This is a genomic window from Demequina zhanjiangensis, from assembly GCF_030418315.1.
In the GTDB taxonomy this organism is placed as follows: domain Bacteria; phylum Actinomycetota; class Actinomycetes; order Actinomycetales; family Demequinaceae; genus Demequina; species Demequina zhanjiangensis.
Genome location: NZ_JAUHPV010000001.1, coordinates 482,164 through 505,567 on the forward strand (window position 1 = coordinate 482,164; position 23,404 = coordinate 505,567).

Annotated in this window: 22 protein-coding genes; 15 read left to right on the forward strand and 7 right to left on the reverse strand. The window is 70.2% G+C overall.

All coding sequences use genetic code 11. The features are described from left to right. The first annotated feature begins 59 nt into the window (after positions 1-59). Positions 60-3,218 (forward strand): AfsR/SARP family transcriptional regulator, encoded by a 3,159-nt coding sequence (locus tag QQX04_RS02225; RefSeq protein WP_301125812.1) that lies wholly within the window; start codon positions 60-62, stop codon positions 3,216-3,218. Here QQX04_RS02225 and QQX04_RS02230 read toward each other — a convergent pair. Together QQX04_RS02230 and QQX04_RS02235 are read right to left on the reverse strand one after the other, a co-directional pair. After that, positions 3,189-3,401, reverse strand: a complete 213-nt coding sequence (locus QQX04_RS02230) for a hypothetical protein (protein ID WP_301125814.1) — start codon at positions 3,399-3,401, stop codon at positions 3,189-3,191. The two genes, QQX04_RS02225 and QQX04_RS02230, sit on opposite strands and share 30 nt — an antisense overlap. A gap of 112 nt (positions 3,402-3,513) precedes the next feature. After that, complete coding sequence (locus QQX04_RS02235) at positions 3,514-3,963, reverse strand: hypothetical protein (RefSeq protein ID WP_301125816.1); 450 nt, start codon at positions 3,961-3,963, stop codon at positions 3,514-3,516. Positions 3,964-4,305: 342 nt separating this feature from the next. Between QQX04_RS02235 and QQX04_RS02240 the strand changes: the two genes are divergently transcribed. The 5 genes from QQX04_RS02240 (at position 4,306) to QQX04_RS02260 (ending at position 10,433) form a co-directional block, all read left to right on the forward strand. Further along, entirely contained in the window at positions 4,306-5,637 is a 1,332-nt protein-coding gene (locus QQX04_RS02240) for an ABC transporter substrate-binding protein (protein WP_301125817.1), read from the forward strand. A 90-nt stretch (positions 5,638-5,727) separates the two neighbouring features. After that, positions 5,728-6,768 (forward strand): carbohydrate ABC transporter permease, encoded by a 1,041-nt coding sequence (locus QQX04_RS02245; RefSeq protein WP_301125819.1) that lies wholly within the window; start codon positions 5,728-5,730, stop codon positions 6,766-6,768. Beyond that, entirely contained in the window at positions 6,765-7,670 is a 906-nt protein-coding gene (locus QQX04_RS02250; protein WP_301125821.1) for a carbohydrate ABC transporter permease, read from the forward strand. The genes QQX04_RS02245 and QQX04_RS02250 overlap by 4 nt, the downstream gene beginning before the upstream one ends. 64 nt (positions 7,671-7,734) lie before the next feature. Next, positions 7,735-8,772: a LacI family DNA-binding transcriptional regulator gene (locus tag QQX04_RS02255; protein WP_301125823.1), complete on the forward strand. Its 1,038-nt coding sequence runs from the start codon at positions 7,735-7,737 to the stop codon at positions 8,770-8,772. Positions 8,773-8,960: 188 nt separating this feature from the next. Beyond that, positions 8,961-10,433 (forward strand): amidohydrolase, encoded by a 1,473-nt coding sequence (locus tag QQX04_RS02260; RefSeq protein ID WP_301125825.1) that lies wholly within the window; start codon positions 8,961-8,963, stop codon positions 10,431-10,433. Here the strand turns inward: QQX04_RS02260 and QQX04_RS02265 are convergent, their stop codons facing one another. Beyond that, positions 10,434-10,988: a helix-turn-helix domain-containing protein gene (locus QQX04_RS02265; RefSeq protein ID WP_301125827.1), complete on the reverse strand. Its 555-nt coding sequence runs from the start codon at positions 10,986-10,988 to the stop codon at positions 10,434-10,436. A 59-nt stretch (positions 10,989-11,047) separates the two neighbouring features. On the opposite strand from QQX04_RS02265, the gene QQX04_RS02270 reads away from it, so the two are divergent. Beyond that, positions 11,048-12,106: an SDR family NAD(P)-dependent oxidoreductase gene (locus QQX04_RS02270; protein WP_301125829.1), complete on the forward strand. Its 1,059-nt coding sequence runs from the start codon at positions 11,048-11,050 to the stop codon at positions 12,104-12,106. A gap of 114 nt (positions 12,107-12,220) precedes the next feature. Then, positions 12,221-12,817, forward strand: a complete 597-nt coding sequence (locus tag QQX04_RS02275) for a gamma carbonic anhydrase family protein (RefSeq protein ID WP_301125831.1) — start codon at positions 12,221-12,223, stop codon at positions 12,815-12,817. A gap of 149 nt (positions 12,818-12,966) precedes the next feature. On the opposite strand, the gene QQX04_RS02280 is transcribed toward QQX04_RS02275, so the two are convergent. Further along, positions 12,967-13,416 (reverse strand): Hsp20/alpha crystallin family protein, encoded by a 450-nt coding sequence (locus QQX04_RS02280; RefSeq protein ID WP_301125833.1) that lies wholly within the window; start codon positions 13,414-13,416, stop codon positions 12,967-12,969. A gap of 565 nt (positions 13,417-13,981) precedes the next feature. Here QQX04_RS02280 and QQX04_RS02285 point away from each other — a divergent pair. Then, complete coding sequence (locus QQX04_RS02285) at positions 13,982-14,167, forward strand: hypothetical protein (RefSeq protein WP_301125835.1); 186 nt, start codon at positions 13,982-13,984, stop codon at positions 14,165-14,167. Positions 14,168-14,396: 229 nt separating this feature from the next. Here the strand turns inward: QQX04_RS02285 and QQX04_RS02290 are convergent, their stop codons facing one another. Further along, entirely contained in the window at positions 14,397-15,116 is a 720-nt protein-coding gene (locus QQX04_RS02290) for a YoaK family protein (RefSeq protein ID WP_301125837.1), read from the reverse strand. 150 nt (positions 15,117-15,266) lie between these two features. On the opposite strand from QQX04_RS02290, the gene QQX04_RS02295 reads away from it, so the two are divergent. From QQX04_RS02295 to QQX04_RS02315, 5 genes are all read left to right on the forward strand, one after another. Further along, entirely contained in the window at positions 15,267-16,385 is a 1,119-nt protein-coding gene (locus tag QQX04_RS02295) for an acetamidase/formamidase family protein (RefSeq protein ID WP_301125839.1), read from the forward strand. Next, complete coding sequence (locus tag QQX04_RS02300; RefSeq protein WP_301125842.1) at positions 16,382-17,950, forward strand: AtzH-like domain-containing protein; 1,569 nt, start codon at positions 16,382-16,384, stop codon at positions 17,948-17,950. Before QQX04_RS02295 ends, QQX04_RS02300 begins: the two co-directional genes overlap by 4 nt. Positions 17,951-18,082: 132 nt before the next feature. Further along, entirely contained in the window at positions 18,083-19,312 is a 1,230-nt protein-coding gene (locus QQX04_RS02305) for a pyridoxal-phosphate-dependent aminotransferase family protein (protein WP_301125844.1), read from the forward strand. Further along, positions 19,309-20,616 carry an allantoate amidohydrolase gene (locus QQX04_RS02310; RefSeq protein WP_301125846.1) on the forward strand — a complete coding sequence of 436 codons (1,308 nt, stop codon included), beginning with the start codon at positions 19,309-19,311 and terminating at the stop codon, positions 20,614-20,616. The genes QQX04_RS02305 and QQX04_RS02310 overlap by 4 nt, the downstream gene beginning before the upstream one ends. 143 nt (positions 20,617-20,759) lie before the next feature. Then, positions 20,760-21,602, forward strand: a complete 843-nt coding sequence (locus tag QQX04_RS02315; protein ID WP_301125848.1) for a PhzF family phenazine biosynthesis protein — start codon at positions 20,760-20,762, stop codon at positions 21,600-21,602. A gap of 13 nt (positions 21,603-21,615) precedes the next feature. Here QQX04_RS02315 and QQX04_RS02320 read toward each other — a convergent pair whose 3' ends face one another. Then, complete coding sequence (locus tag QQX04_RS02320) at positions 21,616-21,885, reverse strand: hypothetical protein (protein WP_301125850.1); 270 nt, start codon at positions 21,883-21,885, stop codon at positions 21,616-21,618. A 151-nt stretch (positions 21,886-22,036) separates the two neighbouring features. Between QQX04_RS02320 and QQX04_RS02325 the strand changes: the two genes are divergently transcribed. Next, entirely contained in the window at positions 22,037-22,834 is a 798-nt protein-coding gene (locus QQX04_RS02325) for an HNH endonuclease family protein (RefSeq protein ID WP_301125852.1), read from the forward strand. A gap of 6 nt (positions 22,835-22,840) precedes the next feature. Here the strand turns inward: QQX04_RS02325 and QQX04_RS02330 are convergent, their stop codons facing one another. After that, entirely contained in the window at positions 22,841-23,398 is a 558-nt protein-coding gene (locus QQX04_RS02330) for a nucleotidyltransferase family protein (RefSeq protein WP_301125854.1), read from the reverse strand. Between the last annotated feature and the right edge of the window lie 6 nt (positions 23,399-23,404).

Consider the following 23,404-nt stretch of genomic DNA (forward strand, 5'->3'; position numbering starts at 1 on the left):
CGACGGGGGTCGGGCCCAGGGGGCGAAGCCGAACAGCGTGTTGCTGTCGGGGGTCGCCCATGGCCGACGCGCAAGTGGTTCACGTGCCGCGTCCCTCGGCCGCGCCCACGATCCAGCTCTTCGACGACGTCTGCATCCATCGAGACGGCACGTCGATCGAGGTCGCAGGGGAGGGCCGACGCGCACTCCTCGCGCTCCTGGCCTGTCACCCTGGACGCACGGTCCCGTTCGAGCGCATCCTCGATGCGCTCTGGGAGGGGGAACCGCCGATCACCGCGACGAAGGTCGTCCAGACGTACGTCTCTCAGCTGCGCCGACTTCTCGAGCCCGACGCGTCGGGCGAGTGGACGGTGCTCGTCACCAGACCCGCCGGGTACGCCCTCCTCGTGGGCCGTGGGGACACCGACATCGGCGAGTTCGAGGCGGCCGCGGAGGACGCCTGCTCCAAGGCGGATGGCCGAGCCGCTGACCACGCTGTCGGCCTGTGGCGAGGCGAACCGCTCGCCGGCATCTCGCAGGGCTTCGCGCGCGCGGAAGCGGATCGGCTCCACCGGCTCAGGAACGCGTGCCTCCTGCACCGGCTCCGCGAGCTTGTCGCCACCGGCCGTGCCGTCGATGCGCTCCCTGAGCTCGAGGAGCTGCAACGGGCCGACCCCGTCGACGAGGCCGTCGTGGTGCTTCACATGGAAGCGTTGTGGCGCGCGGGTCGCAGGTCTGCGGCGCTCAAGGAGTTCGAGCGGCTGCGCGAGGTGCTTGCGGACGAGCTGGGCATCGACCCGGGTGAGGAGGCATCCGCGCTGCACCTCGCGATGCTCCGCGACGAGGTGCCGACCGGGCGTGCCGGCGCGGCGCGCCCAGAGGGGTCGCGCGCGGATCCGCCCCAGCCCGGCGGGGCCGACGCCGAAAGAGGCGGCTCCGGGCCTGGACAGCGGTCGGCCGAGGCTCCTGTGGCAGCGCCCGCGCCTTCGCCCGGAGGAGCGGAGGGGCACGAGAAGCGGCTGCCCGCCGAGCGCACCCCGCTGATCGGACGAGGCGAGCACGTCGCTGGCCTTGGGATCCTCGTGCGCGACGAGCCCCTCGTCACCGTCGTCGGCCCCGGCGGTGCGGGCAAGACGCGGGTCGCGCTGCGCGTCGCGTACGAGCATGCCGATCCTGGCGAGGTCTGGTGGGTGTCGCTCGGAGGGTTCGCGTCGGCCTCCTCGCTCCCCGGTCACGTGAGTCGTGCAGTGGGCATGCCGCAGCAGTTCGATCACGACGCGGCCGAGGCGCTCGTCGCCTGGCTCACCCACCGAGAGGGTCTGCTGGTGCTCGACAACTGCGAGCACCTCGTGGCGCCCGTGGCGGGCCTCGTCGAGCGCATCCTCGAGCGTGTGCCAGGGCTGCACGTCCTCGCCACGAGCCGGGTCCCTCTTCACGTGCATGGCGAGCGTCGCTGGCACATCCCGGCGCTCGGGCTGCCCGAGGGGGACAGTCTCGGAGAGCTGAGGGCCAGCGCGTCGGGCCGGCTCCTGCTCGAGCGGGCGGGACGGGCAGGGGACTCGTTCGGCGTCGATGCGGGAGATGCTGCCCACCTTGCACGGGTGTGCAGGAGGCTCGACGGGATGCCTCTCGCCCTTGAGCTCGCCGCGGCCCGGCTTGCGGGGATGTCCGCCGCTGACCTCGACAGCGGTTTGAACGAGCGATTCCGGCTCCTCACCTCGGGCGACCGCGCAGGACCGGAGCAGCACCGCACCCTCCGCGCGACGACCGAGTGGAGCTATCAGCTGCTCAACGAGCGCGAGCGCCTGATGCTCGACCGCATGGCCGTCTTCGTCGGGCCTGTGGAGGCGTCGGCGGTCGCCGCGGTGTGCGTCGGCGAAGGGATCGACGCGGCCGACGTCCCCACGCTCCTCGCGGACCTTGTCGAGCAGTGTGTGATCGAGCGCGAAGGCGACCGCTACGCGCTCCTCGAGACCGTGAAGGAGTTCGGGCGCGAGAACCTCGGTGCCTCGGCGGTGGAGTGGGAGCAGCGGCACGGCGAGTGGATGGCGGCGGTGGTCGAGCAGGTCGGCGCCGGTCTCCAGGGCGCGACTGCCACGTGGATACGAGTCCTCGAATCCCACCTGCTCGACGCGAGAGCAGCCTTCGACCGCGCGCTCGCTCGCGGTGACGTCGTCCTCGCGATGAGGCTCGCGGCTCGAGGGAACTGGGCGCTGCTGTCCCTCGGGCGATTCGCGCTCCTCCGCCAATGGATCGCGCGAGCGCTGGAGGCCGCCGAGAGGGTCGACGTACCGACGGAGTTGCGCGCCGAGGCCGAGCTTCTCGCGGGCGCGCTCGCAGGCATCGTGGGGCGACGCGTGGACGCGCACCGCGAGCTCCGCCAGGCTCGCGAGCGGTTCGTGGAGCTGGGTGACGACGAGCATCGGCTCTGGGTCGACTACTGGTCTGCCACGGTGCTGGGGGAGGAGCGGAGGTTCCACGACGCGATCGCACTGGGGCGCCGGGCTGCGGAGGAGGCGCGAATGCTCGGGCTCGTGTCCGTCGAGGCGAACCTTCGCGCAGGCATCGCCGAGGTCGCGCTGGTAGGGGCGCTCGCCGTGCCGGACGACGCCGACGAGCTTCTCGCGGCGGCTCGACAGGAGAACGCGCTGGGGCTCGAGCGCTGCCGAGACGCACGGCTTGAGGAGGTGCAGCTGCGGCTCGAGACGAACCTGGCGCTCGAGAGCGCGCTGGTGGAGGGGCGCGCGTCCGGACTCGACCGCTGCCTCGAACTGCTCGAGGCATGGCGTGCCTACGGGCGCGGTGTCAGGCGCGCGGTCGCCGCGGCGGCGGTCGCCTCGCTCGCCGTCCGCAGGAAGCGAGCCGACGTCGCAGTCCCGCTCGCGCTCGAATCGCTTGAGGTGCTCGACTTCCTCGGCTGGGAGGGCCCTGTGCCGAATGTGCTCGACGTCGTCGTCGCGGTGGCGCACACGGTCGACCCCGAGGAGTGTGCGCGGCTGCTCGGCGCCGTCCGCGCCCGGGTCCCCACGTATCGCTGGCGCGTGCCGTGCGACACGAGCGTCGCGGAGACGGTGATGATGGCGCGTCTCAGCTCGGCGCGGTGGGCGGAGCTGCTCCAGGAGGGAGCGAACCGTCCGCTGGCCCTCACGACCGAGGCCGCCGCTCGTGTGCTGCGTGCGACGGCCTCGGTCGGCGAAGGTCGTACTTCCTCAGCAGAAGGTGACCTCGGCGGTGCGTGACGCGTTGTCGCAGACGGGCGCCACGGGGGAGTCCCCTCCGCTGACGCTGATGATCGCGGCCCCCGCGCCGAGCGCGAGTGCGGCGGCGGCCGCCGAGACGACGACCGACGTGGCGACGGCGCCGATGTCCACGCGGAACGACGGATAGCCGACAGGTCGCTGCTCCAGGTTGATGATCCCCATGATTCCTCCCCTCGTTCACGTGCGGTTGCACGCATGTCGAGGCTCGGGCGCGAGGGTCGAGGATCAGTCGAGGCCTGGTCGACGGGCGGTAAACGGGCGGTGCTGGCGCGGGCTAGAGGCCGCGCGCGTCCATGGGTGCGAGCGTGTCGTCCTGGACGTACATGACCTGGCCCCACTCGTCGGGCTCGCATGCGTCGGGCAGCGTCATCTCGTCGTTCGGTTCGCCCCATCCGCCGCCTGCGGCGACCTCGTCGCCCATGGCGTAGTCCTGCCCGGCGTAGGTGAGGGTATCGGTCTCGGAGTCCCATGAGGCGAGGGCGCGGGTGAGCACGGGGACCACGGTGAGCCCCTCGGTGTCTCCCGAGCCGACGATGTACAGGCAGCCGTCTTGCAGTTCGAGCGTGCCTTCCATCAGCGCCGTCAGTGCGTCCGAGCCGGGCTCCCAGTCGTCGCGCGCCACGGGGCTGTCCGGAGCGTCGAGATCGCCGTTGTCGACTGGCGTCGCACATGCGGCGAGCGCGCTCGCGGCGATGATGGCGACGGTCACGAGCCTTCGGTCCATGCAGCCACCTTGGCAGGCTGCGACCGCGCGCGCTACCGGTTGTCGCGCCAGTCTGGAGAGGGCGGAGCGTCTTGGACGTTCCAAGCGATGAGAAAACTCGGCTCTCAGAGGGTGCGGCATGGAGAGAGCGCTCTCGTGAGCACGAGAACGCGCTCTCACGAAAAAACCGGTTCTGCGGCGTCCGGAGGTAACGATTGTGTTTCGACGGCCGTATGCAAGCGCTTGCAACGTTTGACGCCCCCACCCCCGGGGCGTACGTTCAAGGCGATTCGTGAGAGCGCTTTCACGGCATGGAGGCGCACTGATGAGTCGGCGATGCATCTACTTCACAAGGGAGTGAACGTGAGTTTTTCACGACGCAACAAGACCGCGGGGATCGCTGCAGGCGCAGCCGTCTTCGCACTCACCCTCGCGGCCTGCTCCGGCGGCGGCGACACCGACACGAGCGCTAGCGGCTCGACCGACGGTGGCAGCGGTGACGAGCCCGTCACCCTGACCCTGGCGACGTTCAACCAGTTCGGATACTCCGGCTCGTCCGAGGGCGGCGACTACATGTACGACCTCGTCGCCGAGTACGAGGAGCTCCACCCGAACGTCACGATCACCTACAACGTCGCGGACACCTCCAACACGGCGCGTGAGAACTTCTTCACGAAGCTCGGCCCCGGCGGTCTCGCCGACGTCGAGGCGATCGAGCTCGACTGGCTGCCCGAGGCCATGCAGTACTCGGACCTGCTTGCTGACCTGACCGACCCGGCCACCGACGGCAACTGGCTCGACTGGAAGTCCGCCGCAGCCACCGACGCCGACGGCCGCCTGATCGGCTACGGCACCGACATCGGCCCCGAGGCCATCTGCTACAACGTCGACGCGTTCGAGGCAGCCGGCCTCCCGACCGACCCCGCAGAGGTCGCAGCAGCCCTCGACGGCGGCTGGGACAAGTTCTTCGAGCTCGGCCAGCAGTACACCGACGCCACGGGCAAGGGCTTCTACGAGGAGAACGCCGCGGTGCTGCAGGGCATGATCGGTCAGATCGAGGCCCCCTACGAGGACCCCGAGACCGACGAGATCATCGCGCTCGACAACCCCGAGATCAAGGCGATGTACGACCAGATCACCGCCGCCTCTGAGGCCGGCGTCTCCGCGGGCCTCGGCCAGTGGGGCGACGACTGGGCCGCCGGTATGGCCAACGGCGACTTCGCCGCCGTCCTCTGCCCGGCCTGGTTCCTCGGCGTCATCGAGGGCAACGCCCCCGACGGCAACTGGAACATCGCCAACGCGTTCCCGAACGGTGGCGGCAACTGGGGCGGTTCGTACCTGACCGTTCCCGCCGGTGGCGACAACGTCGAGGCCGCCAAGGAGTTCGCAGCCTGGCTGACCGCTCCCGAGCAGCAGGCCAAGGCGTTCGAGAACGTCGGTGCGTTCCCGAGCTCGCCCGAGGCCGCCGCGTCGGACGCCGTCCAGAGCTACACCCGTGCGTACTTCAACGACGCTCCCGCGGGTGAGATCTACACCGAGCGTGCCGCGGCCGTGTCGGTGACTCCCTACAAGGGCCCGAACTACTTCAACGTCAACGACGCCATGGTGAACGCCCTGCGTCGCGTGGACGAGGGCATCATGAGCCCCGAGGAGTCCTGGGCACAGTTCGAGGCCGACGTTCAGTCGATCGGCTAACGACCACGGATCCGGTGCGGGTCGCCCCTCGCGGGCGGCCCGCACCGCACCCCGCCGTAGTCATCACCGTCGTTCCTAGGGAAACACCACATGACCACCACGCAGCAGAAGCCGAGCGTCGAGCCTCCCCCCGGCAAGAACCGGCCTCACCCCCCGCTCACCTGGCGTCAGCGCCTCGGCCGGCTCGACGTCAAGCTGTCGCCCTACCTCTACATCGCGCCGTTCTGGATCGTGTTCGCCCTCGTGGGCCTGTTCCCGATCATCTACACGGCAGTGATCGCCTTCCAGGACTGGGACCTCGTCCGCAACACGGGTGAGTTCACAGGCTGGGACAACTTCGCCTACGTCGTCCAGGACCGCGAGTTCTGGCTGTCGCTGCGCAACACCTTCTCGATCTTCCTGCTGTCCTCCGTGCCGCAGGTCATCGTCGCCACGATCATCGCGGCGATGCTCGACAAGAACATCCGCGCGAAGACGTTCTGGCGCATGGGCGTGCTCCTGCCCTACGTGGTCGCCCCCGTCGCCGTCGCGCTGATCTTCTCCAACATGTTCGGAGACCGCTACGGCCTCGTGAACTCGGTCCTCAACGACATCGGTCTGAGCTCGATCGCCTGGCATGTGGACGTGATCCCCAGCCACATCGCGATCGCCACCATGGTCAACTTCCGCTGGACCGGCTACAACGCGCTGATCCTCCTCGCCGCCATGCAGGCGATCCCGCGCGACCTCTACGAGGCCGCCGCGATCGACGGCGCAGGCACGTTCCGACGCTTCTTCTCCGTCACCCTCCCGCAGATCCGCCCCACCATGATCTTCGTCATCATCACGTCGACCATCGGTGGCCTCCAGATCTTCGACGAGCCCCGCATGTACGACACGAACGGTCAGGGCGGATCGAACCATCAGTGGGAGACCATCACGCTGTACCTGTATAAGACCGGTTGGGGAGAGTTCAACTTCGGTCGTGCAGCCGCCATCGCGTGGATCCTCTTCCTCATCATCGTCGCGATCGGCATGCTCAACTTCGCCGTCACGCAGCGCCTCATCGCCACCGACTCCGTCGCCAGGAAGACGAAGAAGTCCCGCACGGCGTCCAAGGCGAAGCACATCAAGAAGGAGGTGGGCAAGTGACCACCGTCACCGAACCCCGCAACCCGCGGACGACCGCGCCCAGGCCGAAGCGCCGCAAGCGGGCTGCCGCAGCCGTCGCGACCATGCGTCCGCACTGGACGGTCTACGCGGTCCTCGCCGTCTTCCTCGTCGCGTCCGTGTTCCCGTTCTACTGGTCGTTCCTCATCGCGTCCGGTGACCGCTTCACCATCAACGACCCGAACATGTCGTGGTGGCCGGGCGGCAACTTCCTCGAGAACGCGGCGACCGTCATCGGCAACCCGGCGGTCAACTTCTGGAAGGCACTGTGGAACTCGATCGTGGTCTCCACCACGACCGGCGTCACCACCGTCGTCCTGTCGACCCTCGCCGGCTACGCGTTCGCGAAGCTCCGCTTCAAGGGGTCCAACGCCCTGCTGATCGGCGTCATCGCGACCATGGCCGTGCCGGTCCAGCTCGGCATCGTCCCGCTGTACATCCTCATGCAGGAGTTCGGCTGGACGGGCAGCGTCGGCGCCGTCATCCTGCCCGCGCTGGTCACCGCCTTCGGAGTGTTCTGGATGACCCAGTACATCTCCCAGTCGCTGCCCACTGAGCTGATCGAGGCCGCCCGCGTGGACGGCTGCTCGATGATCCGCACCTTCTGGCACGTGGGTCTTCCCGCGGCCAGACCGGCGGCGGCCATGCTGTTCCTCTTCACCTTCGTGACGCAGTGGAACAACTTCATGTGGCCGTACATCGTGCTCGACCCGCAGAACCCCACCCTGCCGGTGTCGCTCTCGATCCTCCAGGCGAACTACTTCGTCGACTACTCCCTGGTGCTGGCGGGCGTGCTGCTCGCGACGGTGCCCCTGCTCCTGCTCTTCATGTTCGCAGGCAAGCAGCTGGTGTCCGGCATCATGGCGGGCGCGGTCAAGGGCTAGCGGTCGTGGTCTCCGTCCCACCATGCTCGGTGAGCCATGGGAGCGCCTCTGACATGATGGCCCCATGTCGATCCTGGACGGAGACCACGACGTGACCGCCGTACGCCATGCGGCGCCGACTCTCGAGATGGTCGCCGCTCGCGCGGGCGTGTCCCGTGCGACCGTCTCGAGAGTCGTCAACGGCTCCGACAAGGTCAACCCGTCCAGCATCGAGGCCGTGCGGCAGGCGATCGCGGAGCTCGGCTACGTCCCGAACCGCGCGGCGCGCTCGCTCGCCAGCGCGCAGTCGCATGCGATCGCGCTCGTCGTCCCGGAGGACATCACCCGCTTCTTCGGGGACGTCTTCTTCGCGTCGATCGTGGCAGGGCTCAACGACCGCCTCGACCAGTCGGACTACGTGCTCAACCTCATGGTTGCGAGCCAGGACCCTGGCGGCAAGACCGAGCGCTACCTGCTCGGCGGTGCGGTCGACGGCGCGGTCGTCGTCTCGCACCACACCTCCGACCACTTCCTCGAGCGCATCGGCGACGCGATCCCGCTGGTCTTCGGTGGACGCCCCGGGCTTGAGAACATCGACACCTGGGTGGTCGACGTGGACAACGAGGAGGGTGGAGCCGTCGCGGCACGCCGCCTCGTGGAGCGCGGCTGCACGAAGATCGCGACCATCACCGGACCGACGGACATGCAGTCCGCGCTCGAGCGCACCCGCGGGTGGAAGCGCGTCGTGGAGGCTGCCGGGCTCGAGCCCGGACCCCAGGTCGACGGTGACTTCTCGATGGTCGGCGGCGCGCTCGCGATGCGCGAGCTCCTGGATCAGTACCCCGACGTGGACGGCGTGTTCGTCGCGTCGGACCTCATGGCCTCAGGCGCGATGCCCGTGATCCTCGAGTCCGGTCGCCGCATCCCGGAGGATGTGGCAGTCGTCGGCTACGACGACAGCCCCGCCGCGCTCGCATGCCCGGTGCCGCTCACGACCGTGCTTCAGCCCTCGGAGGCGATGGGCCGCGCGATGGCCGACATCCTCCTCGACGTGCTCGCCGGCGGAGAGCGCCAGAGATCCACGATCATGCCGATCGAGCTCGTGGAGCGCGAGTCGGCCTGAGCGCCTCTCGGCTGAGGGTTCCGCGTGGTCGGCGCCAGCAGGGCGGAACGACGTCGCGGTGAGGTCGTGCTCAAGCGGCGGTCTCACCCTTCTTCTGCCGGTTGCCCGCACCGGGGCTGTCGGACACCGCTCATGTGCCGGAGTAGTGTCGCCCTCGTCCCCGCCGCGACCCGATCTGGAGGAATGCTGTGACCCTGGTGCTGCGCTCGGTGAGGCTCCTGGACGGGCCCGACGCCCCCGTCGACGTGGTGGTCGAAGACGACACGATCGCCTCGATCGTGCCCGCAGGCGAGGCGACAGCGACCGTGGAGGACCACGTGTTCGACCTCGAGGGCCGCTGGGTGACGCCCGGCTACGTGGATCACCACACGCACTTCACCATGTGGGCCAAGCATCTGGCGCGGCTGGACGTGTCGGCCGCGCGCGAGCCTGAGGACGCAGCCGAGGCGATCCGCGTGGCGCTCGCGAGCGAGCACGTGGTGGACGATTCCGCGTTCGTCGCGCGCGGATTCCAGGACGCGCTCTGGACCCGCGAGCCGACGGGGGAGATGCTCGACGCCGCCGCCGCTGCCGCGGGCCAGGAAGGGCGCGCGATCGTCGTCGTCTCCCACGATCTCCACACGGTCTGGGTGAACGAGGCGGCCGCGCAGCGGTTCCACGCGCCGCGCACCGGGATCGTGCGCGAGGACGGTGCGTTCGCCGTCGAGCAGGCCGTCGACCGCGAGGCGGCCGAAGGCGAGGACGACCTGATCGCCGCGGCGCTGTCCGCCGCCTCCGCGCGCGGGGTCACCCGCCTCACGGACCTCGAGATGGCCGACAACCCGGGCGTGTGGGCCGGTCGCTTCCGCCGCGGGCTCGACACGATGCGGATCGTCGCGAACATCTACCCCGAGCACTTGCCGCTCTCTGTCGCGCGCGGCGAGCGCACGGGCGCGGTGGTGCCCGACACGGGCGGCATGGTGACCGTCGGCGCGCTCAAGCTCTTCGCCGACGGCGCGTTGAACTCGGGCACGGCGCTGTGCCACGACCCTTACCTCGACGGTGGATTCGGATACGCCGTCTACGGCGAGGGTGAGCTCGAGCAGGTGATGGCCGACGCCCACGCCCAGGGCTTTGCCATCGCGCTCCACGCGATCGGTGATCTCGCCGTGGCTCGTGCACTCGACGCCTTCGAGGCGTCAGGCGCGCGCGGCACCATCGAGCACGCGCAGCTGGTCGCGAATGCGGATCTGGCGCGTTTCGCAGCGCTCGGAGTGGGGGCGTCGGTGCACCCGGAGCACCTTCTCGACGACCGCGACGTCACCGACCGGCTGTGGGCCGGCCGCACGGAGCGGGCCTTCCCCTACCGTGCACTGACCGAGGCGGGCGCCACGCTCACCTTCGGCTCCGACGCGCCCGTCGCGCCCCTCGACCCATGGTTCGCGATCTCTGCGGCGGTGCATCGCACCCGCGACGCGCGTGACGCGTGGGAACCCGGCAACGCCGTCGACCCGATGACCGCGCTTCGCGCCTCCTGGGCGGTGCCCGCGCTGGCCGTCGGCGGCCAGGCGGACCTGGCCGTGCTCGACGCAGACCCACGGACGGCCGACATGCCGACCCTGCGCGGCATGTACGTGTCGCTCACCGTCGCGGCGGGCAAGGTGACCCACCGCGCCTGGTAGTCAGCCGGCGTAGACGCCCTTCTCCAGCAGCGCCCATGCATGCTCCACCCGGGACTGCCGCAGCGCCGGGGGAGTGGAGGCCGTGAGGGCGGCGATCATCGACATCGCGGCGAGCAGGTCCTCGACCGAGAGCTCGGGTCTCAGGTGCCCCGAGGAGAGGTCGCGCCCTCGCGCACCGTCGAGCAGCGCACGCATCCGCTCCTCGAGAGAGATGAGGCGCGGGTCGTCAGTCGCCTGTGTGACCAGGCTCAGCATCGGGGCGATACCGCTCGTGCCGGAGGCCACCTCGAAGGCGAGGTCGCGCACCGTCATGGGTGAGGCCGCGGCGTGCGCCTCCAGCCGCTCCATGTTCTCCTCGAACACCGCGAACACCAGCGCCAGCCTGTCCGGGAAGTGTCGGTAGAGCACTCCCTGGCCGACTCCGGCGGCGCGGGCCACCTCGACGAGCGGCAGGTCGATCCCGCGCTGGTCGAAGAGCTCACGTGCGGCATCGAGCAGCGCGCGCCGGTTGCCTGCGGCGGCGCGCGGCCCCTGATTGGCGCGGGAGACGGTCATCTGCTTACGATAACAACCGGACAACGATGTCCGGATGCTGAGAAAGGAACAGTCCCCCCATGTCCCCCACGCACACCCGTCTTTCTGGCGACTCCAAGGTCACCGAATGGCTCGCCGACCCCTACGGCGGCCCCGTCATCCGCGCCATGCTTGCGGAGAACGGTCACAACGAGAAGGTCTTCGGCCCCGCCAAGCGCTTCTCCTTCAACAAGCTCATCAAGCTCAGCGGTGGTCGCTTCACCCAGGAGATGCTCGACGACCTGATCGCGAAGGTCGACGCCGCCGCCGCGGCGGGAGGTGCGCCTGAGCCCGAGGCCGCCGCCCCTGCGCCCACCACCGCGCCCGTCGAGCAGCCCGAATGGGAGGAGAGGATCACCGACGGCCGGTTCACCGGCAAGACCGTGATCGTCACCGGCGCGGGCTCCGGCATCGGCCGCGCCACGGCCTCGCGCATCGCCCGCGAGGGCGGCCGAGTGATCGCGCTCGACATCTCCGAGGACAGGCTCAAGGAGTTCGCGGCCGAGCACGACGGCCTCGACATCACCGTCGTCCGCGCCGATGTGACGGCGGACGAGGACCTCGCCAAGGTGCTCGACGCTGCCGGCGAGAAGATCGACGCGCTCGCGAACGTCGCCGGGATCATGGACAACATGACCCCGGTGCACGAGGTCACGGACGAGATCTGGAACCGCGTCTTCGCCGTGAACGTGACGGGGCCCATGAAGCTCTCCCGCGCAGTGCTGCCCCGCATGCTCGCCGCTGGCCGTGGCTCGATCGTGAACGTCGCCTCGGAGGCGGGCCTTCGCGGCTCGGCCGCGGGTGCCGCCTACACCTCGAGCAAGCACGCGATCGTCGGCCTCACCAAGAACTCGGCCTTCATGTACGCGGAGACGGGTGTCCGCGTGAACGCGGTAGCCCCGGGTGCGGTGATGACGAACATCGAGGCGCGCTTCGACTCCGAGCTGGGCCAGGACCGCGTGTCCACCGCGATGGCGGTCACTCCGACGCCTGCGTCCGCAGACCAGCTCGCGGCGTCGATCACCTTCCTCCTGTCGGATGACGGTGTGAACCTCAACGGCGTCATCCTGCCGTCCGACGGAGGCTGGTCGGCCGCGTAGCGGTCCGACTCGCGCGAGGGGGTGGCCGCGGGGCCCCGGGGATCGCTCCCCGGGGCCCCGTGCCGTTCCCGGACGTACCCTGGGCTGGAACGCTGCCGTGCGAGGGAGGCTCTGATGATCGTCGACCATGCAGGGGTGAGCCCGCGGATCGATCCGTCCGCCTCGGTCGCCGCATCGGCCGTGGTGAGCGGCGACGTGACGCTCGGCCCCGGCACGCGCATTCTTCACGGCGCGGTCGTATCGGGCGAGCAGGGTCCGGTCACCCTCGGCGCCGACGTGCTCGTGATGGAGAACGCGGTCGTCAAGTCCCGCTCGGGCCACGCATGCACGATCGGCGACGCTGTCATGGTGGGCCCGCACGCGCACATCTCGGGAGCGTCGATCGGCGCCGAATGCTTCATAGCGACCGGCGCGTCGGTGTTCCCCACGGCGCGCCTGGGCGACGGGTGCGAGGTGCGCATCGGCGGCGTCGTCCAGGTGGGATCGCTGCTGGAGGCGGGCACGACGGTGCCGATCGGCTGGGTCGCAGTCGGGCACCCCGCGCGCCTGCTGTCGCCCGACCGGCATGAGGAGATCTGGCGCATCCAGAAGGAGCTGAACTTCCCCGGCGTGCTCTACGGCGTCGAGCGTGCGACCCCCATGCGTCAGATCATGCGCGAGCAGAGCGAGCTGCATGCCCCGCGTCGGGAGTCTGGCGGCGACCAGGGATGAGCCGCACATGCGAAGGGCCCCAGGGATCTCTCCCTGGGGCCCTCGCCGTCTCAGCCTTCTCCGCAAGGGGGGAGCGGAGCGGCGAGCCGGGCGGTGCGGGTCGACGAAGGGGTGTCGCCCGCACGGGTCCGTGCTGGCGTTCTGCCGGGCTATGCGGCCTTGGAGACCGTGATCCTGCGCGGCTTGGCCTCCTCGGCCTTCGGCACCGTGATCGTGAGGATGCCGTCGGCGTAGGTCGCGTCCACCTTGTCCGGGGACACCCGGTCGGGCAGGCGCACCGCGCGGTGGAACTTTCCGAATCGGCGCTCGACCCTGCGGTAGCCGTCGGCGTCGGTCTCGTCGTAGAACCCGCGCTCGCCGGAGACGGTGAGCACGTTGTCCTCAAGCGAGACCTCGACGTCCTCGGCCTTGACGCCGGGCAGCTCCACGTGGAGCGTGAACGCGTCGTCGGTCTCCTTGACGTCCAGAGCGGGGGAGAAGGCCCCCGCGAGCGGGGCGTCGGCGTCGCCGAAGAACTGCCGGAACATGCGGTTCAGGTCGTCCTGCCACAGCGACGTGGCGGTAGCCGGAACCTGCTGGCGCATCACCTCTCGAGCCATGATCGTGAACCTCCTGTGTGTGAGTCTCAAGTGGGGTCGGGGGCTGTCCCCGACGGGCGGCGGACCCGGTCAGCCGGCCCCTGTTGGTGGCCCCTGCGGGCCCGTCGCTCACCCTCACTATAAGACTTGAGCGCATGCGACTCAAGTCAAAGTTGAGTCATGTTCGCTCAAGGCGAGCGAGCGCGCCTGGGATGTGGCGAAGTGCCTGGTAGAGGTGGGTCTGAATGAGCCGCGTGCGGCGCGCCTCGCACCGCACGGCTCGACACTTTGAACCAATCTGAGCGCGACACGCCGCCGGTTGACCGGATCTGAGGGTGGTTCGCGGCGTGTCGGAAGCCGGATTGGTTCAGAGTGTCGGCAGGCGCGGGCCCGTCGCGCCCTTCGGGCGGTTCACCTCGCTCTCACGGGTGCGAGCGGCCGACGCGCCTCTCACCCGGCCGACGCGCCTCTCACCCGGCCGACGTCTCGCTCACCCGGCCGACGTGGCTCTCACCCGGCCAGCCCCGCCGTCGGCTGGTAGACCTGAACTGAGGGCGTGGGGTGCGTCCCAGGCAGGGGATCAGAGATGACAGCGAGCAACTCGGGATCGGCCGCGGGCTGGGGAGGCACGTACTTCCTCGCCATGATCGGCTCGGCCGTCTGGTTCTGGCAGCAAGCGGAAGGCTTCTGGGAGCACGTGGGCGCGCTCCTGCAGGCGCTCGTGTGGCCCGCCTTCCTGATCTACGACGTCTTCGCGGCGCTCAACGGCTAGCCGCGTCGGACTGGCGGTGCGGCTAGGCGTGCCCGCGTAGCGGCGGGCACTTCTTCACGCACCTGTGACGCGTGGTGCGCACGCGACTGAAGGTGCCGCACTGCCGCCCCACGGGCCCCAAGGGTCCCACGTGCGTGAAGAAGCGTGCGCGCGGGAATCGGCCGGGAGGTGAATGAGAGTGCTTCTCGCCGCAGCGCACCGGAACGGCCCCGGAGCGCCGCGACCGGCGTCAGCCCTGGCTGATGACGCCGTCGTACGGCACTCGCGGGCCGCGGCCCGGACGCGTGATGTGACCCAGCGCCAACACGGCGATCGTGATGGCGGCCGAGAGCAGCATGCCTGCCCCCAGGTTGACGTTCAGGAGCAGCGCGCCGGTCGCGGCGCCCGCACCGATCAGGACGACGGCGCCCGCGCGTCGGGCCCACGGCTGGCCGCCGCCCTTGCCCAGCACGGAGTCCGAGGCGAGGCCCGTGATGGTGGAGGTGACGACGACGGTGGTGACGTCCTTGACCGCGATGTGGCGTGCGGTCGCGGCCTGGCAGCCCATCGCGAGGCCGAGCGCAGCAGTCGCAGAGTAGGCGAGGAAGGAGCCCTGCACGATCTCCACCGTGAGCACCGTGATCGCGCCAGCGACCAGGACCGCAGCGACGGCGCCGAAGAGCGCGGTGTGCTTGCCGGTCCAGCCGTCGCGCGAGCCGCGAAGCACACGTCCGCCCGCGGCGGCGCCCGCCATGAATGCGACCAGGGCGACGGCAGGTCCGAGCACCGGCAGCTCGTCAGCGCCTGCGAGACCCATGCCGAGGATGACGACATTTCCCGTCATGTTGCCTGTGAACACACGGTCGAGCCCCAGGTAGCCGACGGCGTCGATGATGCCGGTCGAGAACGTCAGCGCAAGCATCAGTCCGAGGTAGCTGTTGTCGGGGTTGGCGCGCATGCGTTCCAGCACGGTTCCTCCTGGTGGGGATGGGACGCGGGCGGGCCCGCACACAGGGGGCACGGCCGCGCGTCGGCGGTACTCTCGTAGCGCCAGAGTAGGGCACGGCGAGGTGCGGGCACCCCGGCCCGCACTGCGATGCCCGTGGCGGAAGGGCGAGGCGTGAGCGATTTCGACGGGATCCTGAGGTCGGGCGAGAGGCTGCCGGAAGGGCTGCCCTACGTGCCTGCAGACCCGGACCAGGTCTTCTGGGGCAGGCTGCCCGCGCGCGGCGATGCGCCGGTGCTGACGGTCGAGTCGGGGGCCGAGGTCGTCGTCGACACGCTGAGCCACGAGGGGCTGCTGCCTGACCAGGGGTCCGACGCGGTCGCATTCTTCGCGGGGCATGGCGTCGGGGCCGACGAGGTGCTCGCCGAGGCGGTGGCTCTCTCGGGCTCTGACCGTCGCGACCCGGCTTCCGATGGACCGCACGTGGTGACCGGCCCGATCGAGGTCGCGGGGGCGAAGCCGGGGGACGTGGTTGCTGTGACCCTGCTGGACGCGACTCCACGCGTGCCGTACGGCGTGATCTCCAATCGCCACGGACGTGGTGCGCTCCCCGACGAGATGCCTGCGGGCGGCGCCGACGCAGTGTCGGTCTTCGCGCCCATCTCGCCCGACGCGGACGGCACGTGGAAGGGGCGGCTTCCGCGTCGCGACGGCGGCCCGCGCGACGTGTCGTTCCCGCTCGCGCCGTTCCTGGGGATCATGGGCGTCGCGACGGACACTGACGAGCGCGCGCACTCCGTCCCGCCGGGCGCTCACGGCGGCAACATCGACATCAAGGAGCTCGTGGTCGGGTCCACGCTCTACCTGCCGGTGCAGGTGCCGGGTGCGCTCGCATACGTGGGCGACCCGCACTTCGCGCAGGGCGACGGCGAGGTGGCGCTCACCGCGCTCGAGGCGTCGCTGAGGGTGCGGATCCGTCTGGACCTGATCCCGGCGCGTGAGGCGGCTCGCGCGTTCGGCGACCTGGTCGGCCCGCTGGGCGAGACCTCCACTCATCTGATGCCCACGGGTATCGATGCCGACCTCGACGAGGCGGTCCGCAAGGCGACGCGCGCCGCGATCGCGATCCTGTCCGCGCGGTACGGGATGGAGGCGCACCTCGCGTACGCCTACCTGTCGGCCGCGACCGACCTGCGGATCTCGCAGGTTGTGGATCTCGTGTGCGGGGCGCACGCCATGATCCGCAAGGAAGACTTCGAAGCGTCGGACGCTTCGGTGAGGAGCGACGCATGACGCACATCCACGTGGCTGCGGGCGCTGTGGCACCCGACTCGCTGATCGAGGCGGTCTCTGCGTACGAGCGCGCCCTCGGCGCCGACGACCTCGACGCGCTCGCCGCGTTCTTCGCGCCGGGACCCGACTCGATGCGCGGTGACGCGTCGGGCCTGCTGGTGGGCCATGACGCGATCACGAGCTTCCGCGGCGCTCGCGGCGGCGTGGGTCCTCGCAGGGTGGTGGAGCTCCACCTGACCCCGGCGGGCGCGGACTGGCTCGCCGTGTCGGTCAATGCCCCGGCCGCGGGCGGTCGGGGCCTCGTGTCGCAGCTGTGGCGCTTCTCTGAGGACGCGGCCGACGGCCCGGGCGCGGGGTGGCGGATCGTCGCCGCGCACGTGACGGCTCCGGCCAAGGCGATCGACCAGCGTGTGTGGCGCGTGGTCGGCGCCCCGCTCGTGGCAGGTGTGCCCGAAGGCCCGCTCGCGGGTCAGACCGTCGCGGTGAAGGACCTGTACGCGATCGCGGGTCAGCGGATCGGCGTGGGGGTGCGCGCCTACCTGGCGGAGGCTCCGATCGAGGAGGCGAACGCCCCGTCGGTGCAGTCGCTGCTCGATGCGGGCGCGGACATCGTCGGTATCGCGCAGACTGACCAGTTCGCGTACTCGATCGCGGGACTCAACCCGGACTACGGCACGCCACCGAACCCGGCAGCTCCGGGCACCATCCCGGGGGGCTCGTCGTCTGGACCCGCCTCGGCGGTGGCGCTCGGCCAGGCGAGCATCGGTCTGGGATCTGACACGGCGGGATCGATCCGCGTGCCTGCCTCCTACCAGGGCCTGTGGGGGCTGAGGACGACGCACGGGTCGGTGAGCCTTGAAGGCGTCGCTCCGCTCGCGCCGCGTTACGACACCGTCGGCTGGCTCACCCGGGACGGCGCGACCCTGCTTGCGGCGGCCAAGGCGTCGATCTCGGGGGACCCGGGCGTGGAGCTCGGGGATGTGGTGCTCGCCTCGCCCCAGGTGGGTGCCGCCGTGAAGCCCGAGGTCCGCCAGGCCTTCCATGCGCTCCTGCAGCGGCTGGAGGTGCAGGTGGACCTCGAGACCGTGGACCTTCCCGACCTGGGCCGGCTCTACCGAGGATTCCGCGTGACGCAGTCGGCGGAGGCCTGGAGGTCTGACGGCGAGTGGATCACCGCGCATCCTGGCGCGGTCGCCCCCGACGTCGAGGAGCGGTTCGCCTTCGCGGCGTCGGTCACTCCCGAACTGGAGGCTGAGGGGCTGATCGAGGTCTCGGCGCTCGCGCGAGAGATCGACGAGGCGCTCGGCGACACGATCCTGGTCCTGCCGTCGACCGCTTCGCCGGCGCCGCGGTTGGACGCGGATCCTGACTATCTGCAGGAGGTGCGTGAGGCGACGCTGTCCATGACCGCGATCGCCGGGTTCACCGGTCGGCCTGCGCTCTCGGTGCCATGGATGATGACCGACGACGGGCCGGTCGGCCTCTGCCTTGTGGGGCCGCGCGGGTCGGATCTGGTGTTGATCGAGAAGGCGCTCGCGTGGGAGAAGGCGCTCAGGCGGTCCTGAGCGCCGCGCGGGACGCTTCGAGTGGGTCGGAGCAGTACTCAGCGCCCTGCGGGAGCCGAGGCGCCTGCGAAACGATCCTGAAATCTTGATCCGGCACACTATGTAGGTCTCATCAACATTTCTGGAGGAGCGATGACCCTGCCGGGCCCTCTCAACCCGCCCCCGCGGCTTCTCATGGGGCCCGGACCCATCGACGCGGACCCGCGCGTGTTGCGTGCCATGTCCGCTCCGCTCGTCGGGCAGTACGACCCGTTCATGACGCATGCGATGAACGAGGTCCAGGAGCTGTATCGCCGAGTGTTCGTCTCCTCCTACCAGGAGACTCTGCTGGTCGACTCGACCGCGCGAGGCGCCATCGAGGCAGCGCTCGTCTCCGTGCTCGAGCCCGGCGACAGGGTGCTCGTGCCCGTCATGGGTCGCTTCGGCCACCTTCTCGTGGAGATCGCCCAGCGCTGCGGCGCCGAGGTGCACACCGTGCAGATCGAGTGGGGCCAGATCGCGCCCTATGAGCTGATCGCCGACGCGATGGCGAAGGTGCAGCCCAAGCTGCTCGCCGTGGTCCACGGCGACACCTCCACGACGGTGGTCCAGCCCTTCGACGGCCTCGCCGAGCTGTGCGCCCGCTACGGCACGCTCCTCTACGCCGACGTCACCGCCTCGATCGGCGGCAACGAGTTCCTCACCGAGGAGTGGGGTGTGGACATCGCGACCGGTGGCCTGCAGAAGTGCCTCGGCGGGCCGTCCGGCTCCGCGCCTGCGACCTTCTCGCCTCGTGCGGTCGGCATCATCAACTCCCGCAAGAGCATCGAGGCGGGCATCCGTGCGGAGGGCGACGCGGTGGCCGCGCACCCGATCCGCTCCAACTACTTCGACATGTCGATGGTCTTCGACTACTGGTCCGAGCGTCGCCTCAACCACCACACCGAGGCGACGACCATGCTCTACGCCGCACGCGAGGCGGCTCGGATCGTGCTCGAGGAGGGGCTCGAGGCGTTCCAGGCGCGGCACCTGCTGCACGGCCGTGCGATGCTCGCGGGCGTTCAGGGTCTGGGTCTGGAGGTCTTCGGTGACCTGGAGCACAAGATGACCAACATCGTGGGCGTCGTCATCCCCGACGGCGTCGACGGCGAGGCGGTCCGCGGGCGGATGCTCCAGGACTTCGGCATCGAGATCGGCACGTCCTTCGGCCCGCTTCAGGGGAAGGTGTGGCGGATCGGCACGATGGGCTTCAACGCGCGCCAGGACGCCGTGCTCACCACGCTCGCCGCGCTCGAGGCCGTGCTGCGACGCGAGGGCTTCGGCCTTCCCGCCGGCGGCGGCGTCGACGAGGCGTACCGCGTCTACGCGGAGGCGGCCGCGTGAACATCCCGCCCTACGCCTCGCCCGGCATGGCCCCGGTGACCGTCCCGTCGCCCGATGAGACCGATCTCGTGGTCCCGTTCTCTGCCGAGGAGGTGCTGGAGCGCTGCGACATCCTCGCGACGCACAGCTCCCGCATCGGCGCGATCGAGCGTTCGTACCTGACGGTCGAGCACTCTCGCACCAACTGGACCGTGGGCGAGTGGATGGCTCAGGCCGGACTCGAGCCCTGGCAGGACGCCGCTGGCAACCAGCGCGGCTCGCTCGCTGGCCCCACGGACGACGCTCCTGTGCTGCTCCTCGCGTCTCACCTGGACACGGTTCCCGGCGCGGGCCGGTACGACGGCATCCTCGGCACCCTCATGGCCATCGCGGTCGTCGGTCGTCTCGAGGCCAAGGGGATCACTCTTCCGTTCGGTGTCGAGGTGCTCGGCTTCGCGGACGAGGAGGGCACCCGCTTCGGCAGGACCCTGCTCGGCTCGTGCGCTGTCGCCGGCGCCTGGCAGGACTCGTGGTGGGAGCTGCGCGATCCCCAGGGGATCTCTCTGCGGACCGCGTTCGAGGCCTTCGGGCTCGACCCGGAGCGGATCGAGGACGCCGCGCTGCCCCGCGAGAAGGTGATCGGCTACCTTGAGGCGCACATCGAGCAGGGACCGCTTCTCGAGGATGCGGACCGCGCGCTCGGAGTCGTCACCGGCATCATGGGCGCCCGCCGCTTCGACCTCACGATGGTCGGGGAGGCGGGCCACGCGGGCGGCATGCCGTACGGGCGTCGCCGCGATGCCCTGCTCGGTGCCTCCGAGCTGGTCTCCGCGATCGAGGAGCTGTCTCGCGACAACGGTGCGATCGGCACCGTCGGCCGCATGCAGGCCTACCCGGGTGCCGCGAACGTCATCCCCGGCCGCGCCGACTTCTCGCTCGACCTTCGCGCCGAGACGGACGAGCTTCGCGACCGCGTGTGGGACCTGATCCAGGAGCAGGCCGACAAGATCGCCGCCGCGCGCAATCTCAGCTTCGAGGCGATCGAGCGGCACGATGCCGAGGCGACGGTCGTGGGGGACAGGCTCGCGCAGGCGATCCGCACCGGCATCGCCTCCACGGGCGACCACGAGCCGCTCGAGCTGCTGTCCAAGGCGGGGCACGACGCGATGGCGATCGCCTCGCTCACGGACTACGCGATGCTGTTCATCCGCTGCGGCGGGGGGATCTCGCACCACAAGGACGAGTCGGTGATCGTGGAGGACGTGGCGCTCGCGCTCGACGCTTTCGAGGCGGCGGTGCTGGATCTGGCGCGCGACTTCGCCTGACCCCGGACATGAAAAGCGGCGCCGCGAGCCCCATCGCACCCGACGCCTGGTCCCCGACACTACGGTGATGGCCGGGGCAGGTCAAATGACGTGGTGCCACCTGAGGATGACCTGCCCCACAGGCGCTCTCTAGCGTGGACGCCATGACCGAGCTCCCTTTCCGTCAGATCGACGTCTTCGGCTCCGGGCCCTTCTCGGGCAATCCGCTCGCGGTGATCCTGGACGCCGACGACCTCACGACCGAGCAGATGGTGCGCATCTCCGAGTGGACGAACCTCTCGGAGTGCACCTTCGTGCTGAAGCCCACGGACCCGGCGGCCGACTATCGCGTCCGCATCTTCTCGCTCTCGAGCGAGCTTCCGTTCGCAGGGCACCCGACGCTCGGCACCGCTCGTGCGTGGCTCGACGCGGGAGGCGTGCCGCGCACGCCGGGCGCCGTGGTGCAGGAGTGCGGCGTCGGCCTCGTGCCGCTGAGGCATGACGGCGCGTCGCTGGCGTTCGCCGCCCCTCCTCTGCAGCGATCGGGACCCGTTGACGACGCCTTCCTCAAGGAGGTCTGCGGCGTGCTCGGCATCTCGCCCGACGACGTGGTGGACGCCTCCTGGGTGGACAACGGGCCTGGCTGGGTGGGCCTCCTGCTCAAGGACGCCGACGCGGTGCTGGCTGTGGCGCCGACCGCGCCGTCGGGCGGCCGCTGGGACATCGGCATCGCGGGCCTGCACCCGGAGGGATCGGACCTGGCGCTCGAGGTGCGGGCCTTCTTCTGCCACGACGGTGGCGTGCTCCGGGAGGACCCCGTGACGGGAAGCCTCAACGCGTCGCTCGCGCAGTGGCTGACCTCGACGGGCCGGCTGGCCGCACCCTACGCCGCACGTCAAGGCGTGGCGCTGGGCCGTGATGGCCGGATCCTCGTGGAGGAGTCCGACGCGCAGCTGTGGATCGGCGGTGCGACCGAGGTGTCGGTGTCGGGGACGATCGAGGTCTGAGTCCTGGGCCGGCTCAGCTGCGAGGAGCGCCGCCCTCGGCGCTGTCCCCGGGCTGGTCCTTCGGCGGCGCGTCCTGCTGTGCCTCTGGCGCGTGGGTCTCTTCTGTCGGGTCCTTCCGGATCCCGGTCCATGCCAACGAGCCACCGTAGATGAGGGCCACCGCACCGACGACGACAGCGATCGCAGTCCACATGCCGTCGAACGCGATGGGAGCGACGACGATGACGGCGATGCCGACCCCGAGCCACATGACTCCCAGCTCGCCTCTGCTCCACTTCTGCATGCGGGCCTCCTGGATCCGTAGCGTCCTCGTCGACGCCTACGACTGAGCCTAGCCGCGCCGCTGGGGCTCTCGTGCCGGGGTCGACATCTCGCGTGCCCCTGATGTCGGCGCTGTCGACTACATTCGTGCGAGACGTCAGGCGGGAGGGGTGATGGCACAGCACAGCAGCACGCGGGGCGCGGGCCGTCCCGAGCCGATGTTCGCGATCCTGCTGCTCCTTGCGGGCCTTGCGGCGGTGCTCTTCGGCATGGCGCAGCAGGGCGATCCGGAGGGTCCCTCGGCGGCGACGCCACAGGTCTCTCCGACGGTCGCCACCGGTGAGCTCGGCCCCACGGCGTCGTCGCGCGTGGAGGGGACCGCCTACGCGGCGGCGCTCGAACTCACTGTCAAGGGACGCGCGGCGAAGACCGGCTACGAGCGCGATGAGTTCGGGTCCGGCTGGGTGGACGTGGACCGCAACGGGTGCGACACCCGCAACGACCAGCTGCAGTTGCGGCTCACGAACCTGGAGATGGACGGCGACTGCGTGGTCCTCGCCGGAGACCTCGACGATCCGTACACGGCCTCGGCGATCCACTTCGAGCGCGGGGGAGCGAGCGAGGTCGACATCGACCACATCGTGGCGCTCTCGGACGCCTGGCAGAAGGGCGCCGCGCAGTGGGAGTACGCGAAGCGTGTGGCATTCGCCAACGATCCGCTCAACCTGGAGCCCGTCGAGGCGGCCGCGAACCGCCAGAAGGGCGACTCCGACGCGGCCACCTGGCTGCCGGCGAACAAGGGCTATCGCTGCGACTACGTGGCGCGGCAGGTCGCGGTGAAGACGAAGTATGAGGTGTGGGTGACCCAGGCGGAGCTCGATGCCATGCTCGCCGTGCTCGACACGTGCCCCGAGGAGCCGCTGCCTGACTTCGGCGATCAAGCCGTGATCGCGGACAACGTCGGACGGTGACTCGCCTCAGTCGTCTACGTCGGTGCCGCCGGCAAGGTCGGTGCAGTCGACCATGAGCGTCTCGTGCGCTGCCAAATAGTCGCGCGCACCCGAGTCCCCGGTGAGCGACGCCACCATCGGGACCCAGTGCTCCTTCGAGATCAGCACAGGGTGGCCCGGTGCGCCGTCGAACGTGGCCCGTGCCAGCAGCACGTCGTCCTCCGCCGCGTCGATGACGCGACGAGCCGCCTCGACAGTCTGGCCGGGAAGATCCACGAGCGTGACGAGCAGCGCCTCGGCTCCCGACTCGGCGGCTCGCTCCACGACGGTTCGCAGCGATGCGGCCTGCCCGTCTGACCAGTCCCAGGCGACGACCGTGTCCGCCCAGTCGGGAACGAGAAGCTCAGCGTCGAAGGCCTGCGCGCCGAGCACCACGATCACGGGGTCGCAGCCCGCCTCGCGGAGCACCGAGGCCGCATGCTCGACCCACGGGGTGCCGTCCGCCTTGCGTCGCAGCGCCTTGGGTCCGCCTGCCCGTCGGCCCGCGCCCGCGGCGAGGACCGCGCCTGCCACCTGCCTTGCCATACTGGA